Genomic DNA, 6,049 nt, shown 5'->3' with positions numbered 1-6,049 from the left:
GCGCAGAATGAAAGCGATCTGCGCCAGGCGGATGAAGGCACATCAGTGGAAGAGGCGGTCTGGTCGGATCGGCGTGACGGACGTTGCGTATTATCGGGGCGGCAGGGGCGCGTACTCTGGCCGGCTGGGCGTAAAGACGTCCAGGTTGAGGACCGGCGTGTCCCCGACCACGATCGCGTGGTGCATAACGTTCGGCGGGATGACGACAATCCCCCCGGGGCCAAGCCGTTCGACCACGTCGCCGATGTGGAAATCCACGAAACCCTCGATGATCCAGGCGATCTGTTCATTGGGGTGGCTGTGGGGCCTGGGTTCGTGCTCGGGGTAGAGACGGTGTAAGGCCAGCGTGGCCGTTGGCGATGAAAACGCCTTCTGGAAAACGCCGGAGCGGATTTCACGCCAGTCGATCGCGGACCAGTCAACAGAATGGACAGGGTTCATGTCGGGGGCTCCTGGTGGATATCGATTTCGGTGATCATGTTTGTGGCGGTCGTGCGCAACAGCGACTGGTCGGACCCGCAGACGATCAGCCGCATACCGGAAGCAACCGCATCGCGGATCGCGGGGCTGTACGGCACGAACGTTCCCGCGGCCTTGTTGGCCAAGGCGGCCGCGCGGACGATCTTCTCTCCCGCTGCCCGGATCTCGGGGGCATCGGGCGCGCAGCCCAGGGATTGAGCAAGATCGACGGGGCCGAGAAACAGTGCGTCGATCCCGGGTTCGATCGCGATCGTATCGAGGTTGGCGAGCGCCTCTTCGTCTTCGATCTGCGCGATGACGAGCGTTTCCTGGTCAGATGTATCGCGGAAGCAGACCGGTGGAAGGCCACCGTAGAACCCGGCCCGACCGGAAGGCGAACATCCGCGCTGACCGGCGCTGAACCGGGCCGCTGCCACGGCGGCCCGCGCGGAGGCGGGATTGCGGATATGGGGGACCATTACGCCGGTACACCCGAGGTCGAGCGCTGGCCAGATCGCCTCGGCGCTGCTGCCACGGCTGCGAACGAGGACTGGCAGATCGACCGCGCGGCCCGCCATGGCGATCAGGTCAAGGTCGCGGAGGTCGATTGGGGCATGTTCCATGTCCGCGACCACGAAATCCAGGCCGGAGAGCCCCAGAACCTCCACCAATTGCGGGGCGGGGGTCTTGAGAAAGCTGCCGACGAGCACGTCGCCTGCGGCGAGCCGGGTTCGGAGGGTCATCCGAGCGGGTCCCCGAGGAAATCATGCGTGCCGGGGGTGTATTCGAAGCTGACGATGGCGCGGTCTTCGATCAGCGGCCGGAAGCGGGAGACGACGTGGTCTTCGTGCTCGGCGCCTTCGAGATAGCGGTCAAGGTCGTCCCAGCTCTTCAGCTCGATCACGAAGGCGTAGTCGAACCAGCTGTCGCGGCGGCTCCGGTTGCGCCCGATGTCGAAGGCCTTCATCTGCGGATGCAGGTCAGGGAAGTCGGGATATTCCATCAGCAGGGCGCGCTTCTGGTCAGCAGTGACCTCGCGCCGGAAGCGGAACATGACGATATGCTTGATCATGACGGTGTCTCAGACCTTGTGCTGCGCCGTCCACGCAGGCGTGACAGGGACATGGCCAGGACGATCAGCACGGTTAGACCCAGGATCACGGCGCTTATAGGGCTTTCCACGAAAACCGCCGCGTCGCCGCGCGACATAACCAGCGCACGGCGCAGATTCTCCTCCATCAGCGGGCCGAGAACGAAGCCCATGAGCAAGGGTGCCGGTTCGTAGTCGAGTAGGCGCATCGCGTAGCCCAGCAGGCCGAAGCCCGCCACCAGTCCGACGTCGAACAGGCTGTTGCGTATCGAGTAGACGCCAATGGCAATGAAGACGAGGATCAGCGGGTAGAGCAGCGCGTAGGGGACACGCAGGAGCCGCACCCAGATATTGATCAGCGGGATGTTAAGGACCAGCAGCATCATGTTCCCGACGATGAAGCTTGCGATAAGGCCCCAGAACACATCCGGTCGGTCGGTGATCATGCGTGGTCCCGGCAGGATGCCGTGGATCATCAGGGCCCCCAGCATGACCGCCATGCTCGCGCTGCCCGGCACCCCGAGGGTGAGGGTGGGAATGAAGGCGGTCTGAGCGGCGGAATTGTTGGCGCTTTCCGGGGCTGCGACCCCTGCGATCGCGCCTTTGCCGAAAGGGATACGCCGCCGCCCAACGCGTTTTTCCACGGCATAGGCAATGAAGGCAGCGATGGTGGCTCCGGTGCCGGGCAAGGCGCCGAAGAAGCTGCCGAACCCCGCTCCACGCAGCATCGCCGGCCAGATCTCGCGCAGGTCCGTGCGGTCGGGCTGTCAATCGGCTCGGAATGGGGACCCTGGATCGGCGTGCAATCGGGACCCCCTCGTAGGGCTCGACGGTGAGCGCCCGACCGGGTGGAGCTGGTCGGGGTTGCGCAGCCCGGTCGGGCGCGTGGGTTGAGCTCCCTGGCTTTAGCTTTGAGATCGGTTCTTGAAGCGCCAGGACTCGTTGCCGGTTTCGATGATCTCGCAGTGATGTGTGAGGCGGTCGAGCAGCGCCGTCGTCATCTTGGCGTCGCCGAAGACGGCGGGCCATTCCGGCCTCGGTTTGGACCGGGAATGCCGTCTCCGTCTGCCCGACGGTCGCGCAAGCTGCTGAAATGTCGCGCAAAATTGCGCGAGAAAGCGGTGCCTAACAATGTTTGGAAATGAATGGCTGGGGAACCTGGATTCGAACCAGGACTAACGGAGTCAGAGTCCGTGGGTCTACCGTTAACCTATTCCCCAGCAGCGCGACGCGGGCCGCGTGAACACGCTATTTAGCGATCCGCTCCTTATAGTCAAGTGCGCTTCGGAATTCAAATCGCACGACGCCCCGCCGGTGGACGAGCATGTTGACCCTCAACACGCCCCTTGGTGAAATCCCGCCGGACTGATACGCTGGCGGTAACGTAAAGATGATGAGCCGGCTGCAGCGTCCGGGAAGGTTCGCGCGGCGGCGAAGGAAAAGCAGTGGACAACCACGACAACGGCGAGGTTTCGCCGGTCGCGAGGGGTGTCCGGAATGCTGTTTCGGACAGGAGCTCCAGCCCGGACTCCGCCGACCGGCAGGCCGGATCCTCCGCGCACCCGCAGGGGGCGGCCGGCGAGGGCGGCGGGCGCAAGCGCAAGCGCCGAAAACGCCGCAAGCGCGGGGTCTATCTCTCCGGGCCGCGGGAGGCTGCGCCCGCCGGGGGCGTCGCTGTCGAGCAGGAACAGCAGCCCGTGCGCGGCAGGCCCGCCATCCGGCGCGATCAGGGCGCGCAGGACGATGGCGCAAAGCTCACCTACGCGGCGCTCGATCTCGGCACCAACAATTGTCGTCTGCTGGTCGCAGTCCCGACGCGCCCCGGCTATTTCCGCGTCGTCGATGCGTTCTCGCGCATCGTTCGCCTGGGGGAGGGCCTCTCTGCGGAAGGGCGGCTCGGCGAGGCGGCGATGGACCGGGCCGTGGCGGCGCTGAAGATCTGCGCCGAGAAACTCGGCCAGCGCCAGCCCAGGCGCATGCGCTTGATCGCAACGGAAGCCTGCCGGTCGGCCGAAAACGGCGCGGACTTCATCGACCGCGTCGCCGTGGAGACTGGGCTGACGCTGGAGATCATCGACCGCCAGACCGAAGCGCGCCTGGCGGTCGCCGGCTGCGGCACGCTGGTCGAGCGCGGCACGGAGGGCGTGGTGCTGTTCGACATCGGCGGCGGGTCTTCGGAAATCGCGCTGGTGGACATCTCGCGCCACCGCACGCCGCGCCTAGCCGACCATATCGTGTCATGGACATCGCTGCCGGTGGGGGTCGTCTCGCTGGCCGAGCGCTTCGGCGGGCATCATGTGACGCGCGAGAGTTTTGCGGCGATGGTCGACGCGGTGTCGGAAATGCTCGACCGCTTCGACGATGGCGGCCGCCTCGCCGAGATCGCCGCCGGCGGCCGCTTCCATCTGATCGGCACCTCCGGCACGGTGACGACGCTTGCCGGCGTCCATCTGGGCCTGACCCGCTACGACCGCAGGCGCGTCGACGGGCTGTGGATGGAGCGCGACAATGTCGACCGCATGATCGACACGCTGCTCTCCTGGGATTTCGAACAGCGCAAGGCCAATCCATGCATCGGCGCCGACCGCGCCGACCTGGTCCTCGCGGGCTGCGCCATCCTCGAGGCGATCCGCCGCCGCTGGCCGTCGGAGCGTCTGCGTGTCGCCGACCGCGGCCTGCGCGAGGGAATGTTGAGCGAGATGATGGCCGCCGATGGGGTGTGGCGCCGGCGGCGGCGGACGGGACGCGACGCATGACGAAAAAACCGGTCAACAAGGGTGGCGGTGCGCGGGCGCTCAAGACCCGTGTCAAGAAGAAGCGCGGCCTGAAGAATTCGTCGCGCCGCTGGCTCGAGCGGCATCTGAACGATCCCTACGTGCACCGGGCGCAGGCGGAGGGCATGCGCTCGCGCGCCGCCTACAAGCTCATCGAGATCGACGACCGGCACAAGATCTTGTCGCCGGGCATGCTCGTCATCGACCTGGGCGCCGCCCCCGGCGGCTGGTGTCAGGTCGCGGCCGAGCGGGTCAAGGCGACGCCGGAGCGGCCGCGCGTCGCCGGCATCGACTATCTGGGCATGGACCCGGTGCCCGGAGCGGTCGTCCTGGAGATGGATTTTCTCGATGCGGACGCCCCGGCGCGCCTTGTCGAAACGCTCGGCGATGCGCCGGACGTGGTGCTGTCCGACATGGCCGCGCCGACGACCGGCCACCGACGCACCGACCATATGCGCACCATGCATCTGTGCGAGGTGGCTGCGGATTTCGCGGTTTCGGTGCTGAAGCCCGGCGGCCATTTCCTGGCGAAGACGTTTCAGGGCGGCACGGAGGCGGGCCTGCTCGACATGCTGAAGCGGAACTTCCGTTCGGTCCATCACGTCAAGCCGCCGGCCTCGCGCGGCGAATCGGTGGAACTCTACCTGCTGGCCAAGGGCTTCAAGGGACGGGTCGGGGACGAGGCGGCGGAAAGCGGCGACAGTCGGCCTGCCGGCGACGAGGACACCGGCAGCGGCTCGGGCGAAGGGTAACAGCCATGTGGCAGCGCCTGCGGAGCCCTATCGAGCGGGTCGCGTATTATACAACCGCGCTCGGACGCGAGGTTCTGCCGCATCCCTACTGGCGGGCGCAGTGGGAACGCTGGCTGGCGCGGCTCGGGCAGGACGGCATAGCGCCTGAGACCGCCGAACGCCTCGCCTATTACAACAAGCTGGAGGAGGGCGCGTCGGCCGCCGCCGCCCCGCGCCTGCGCGACATGTCGCACAAGCCGAGCTACTACTATTATGATCTCCGCCGCTTCGCCTCGGCCTTCGATCGGGAGTTGCAGCTCGGCTATGTGTTTGGCGACGTCAATTTCGTCCCGGCCATTCCGTCGGTCGTGAAGAGCCGGCCGATCGGAAACGGCAACACCAACGGCGTGCTGATGAAGCTCGACCGGCTGCGCCACTACCGTTGGCCGCAGGATTCCCTGCCGTTCGAGCAGAAGGCGCCGCGCGCCGTCTGGCGCGGTGTCCTGAACACCGAAGCGCGCCGCCGTCTCGTGGAGCTCTATGGCGGGCATACGGCCTTTGACATCGGGCATGTCCAGACCGGCGTTGAGGGTGTGGCGCCGAAAGCGCGACTGTCCATCCCGCAGCAACTTGCCAGCCGCTACATCATCTCGCTCGAAGGCAACGACGTCGCCACCAATCTGAAATGGATCATGACATCCAATTCGCTGTGCTTGATGCCGCGGCCGCGCTACGAGACCTGGTTCATGGAAGGCGCCCTGGTTCCCGGCCGGCACTATGCCGAGCTGCGTGCCGATCTGAGCGATCTAGAGGAAACGGTCGCCCACTACGAGCGTCACCCGGAGGAGGCGCGGCGGATCATCTCCGAGGCGCATGCCCATGTGGCGCGCTTTGCCGACACCCGGCGCGAGGCGCTGCTTTCCTTCCTCGTGCTGCAGAAATATTTCGAGTGCACCGGCCAGATGGAACGCCGGCCGCTGGTCACGACCGCCTGA

Annotated in this window: 7 protein-coding genes, 1 tRNA gene and 1 pseudogene; 3 read left to right on the top strand and 6 right to left on the bottom strand. The window is 66.2% G+C overall.

Annotated elements, in window-relative coordinates; genetic code table 11:
• Positions 1–90 precede the first annotated feature (90 nt).
• The 6 genes and pseudogenes from NA2_RS13010 to NA2_RS12990 form a co-directional block, all read right to left on the bottom strand.
• Positions 91–441: a cupin domain-containing protein gene (locus NA2_RS13010; RefSeq protein ID WP_008597427.1), complete on the bottom strand. Its 351-nt coding sequence runs from the start codon at positions 439–441 to the stop codon at positions 91–93.
• Positions 438–1,202 (bottom strand): HpcH/HpaI aldolase family protein, encoded by a 765-nt coding sequence (locus NA2_RS13005; protein WP_008597426.1) that lies wholly within the window; start codon positions 1,200–1,202, stop codon positions 438–440. The genes NA2_RS13010 and NA2_RS13005 overlap by 4 nt, the downstream gene beginning before the upstream one ends.
• Positions 1,199–1,531, bottom strand: a complete 333-nt coding sequence (locus NA2_RS13000; protein WP_008597424.1) for a Dabb family protein — start codon at positions 1,529–1,531, stop codon at positions 1,199–1,201. The genes NA2_RS13005 and NA2_RS13000 overlap by 4 nt, the downstream gene beginning before the upstream one ends.
• Positions 1,528–2,298, bottom strand: a complete 771-nt coding sequence (locus NA2_RS12995) for a tripartite tricarboxylate transporter permease (RefSeq protein WP_274531970.1) — start codon at positions 2,296–2,298, stop codon at positions 1,528–1,530. Before NA2_RS12995 ends, NA2_RS13000 begins: the two co-directional genes overlap by 4 nt.
• Positions 2,299–2,454: 156 nt before the next feature.
• Positions 2,455–2,580: pseudogene (locus tag NA2_RS21565) on the bottom strand (ATP-binding protein); the annotation flags it as partial.
• Positions 2,581–2,695: 115 nt separating this feature from the next.
• A tRNA-Gln gene (locus tag NA2_RS12990) sits at positions 2,696–2,769 on the bottom strand.
• A 225-nt stretch (positions 2,770–2,994) separates the two neighbouring features.
• Here NA2_RS12990 and NA2_RS12985 point away from each other — a divergent pair.
• Genes NA2_RS12985 through NA2_RS12975 form a run of 3 tightly spaced genes read left to right on the top strand, consistent with a single transcriptional unit; the run spans position 2,995 to position 6,049 of the window.
• Positions 2,995–4,305 carry a Ppx/GppA phosphatase family protein gene (locus NA2_RS12985; RefSeq protein WP_008597419.1) on the top strand — a complete coding sequence of 437 codons (1,311 nt, stop codon included), beginning with the start codon at positions 2,995–2,997 and terminating at the stop codon, positions 4,303–4,305.
• Positions 4,302–5,075: an RlmE family RNA methyltransferase gene (locus NA2_RS12980; RefSeq protein WP_040677785.1), complete on the top strand. Its 774-nt coding sequence runs from the start codon at positions 4,302–4,304 to the stop codon at positions 5,073–5,075. Before NA2_RS12985 ends, NA2_RS12980 begins: the two co-directional genes overlap by 4 nt.
• A gap of 5 nt (positions 5,076–5,080) precedes the next feature.
• Entirely contained in the window at positions 5,081–6,049 is a 969-nt protein-coding gene (locus NA2_RS12975) for a glycosyl transferase family 90 (RefSeq protein ID WP_008597415.1), read from the top strand.

The organism is Nitratireductor pacificus pht-3B (genome assembly GCF_000300335.1).
GTDB classification, from domain to species: Bacteria; Pseudomonadota; Alphaproteobacteria; order Rhizobiales; family Rhizobiaceae; genus Nitratireductor; species Nitratireductor pacificus.
Note: the sequence above shows the minus strand (reverse complement) of the source record. Positions and strands in the feature narration are given on the sequence as shown.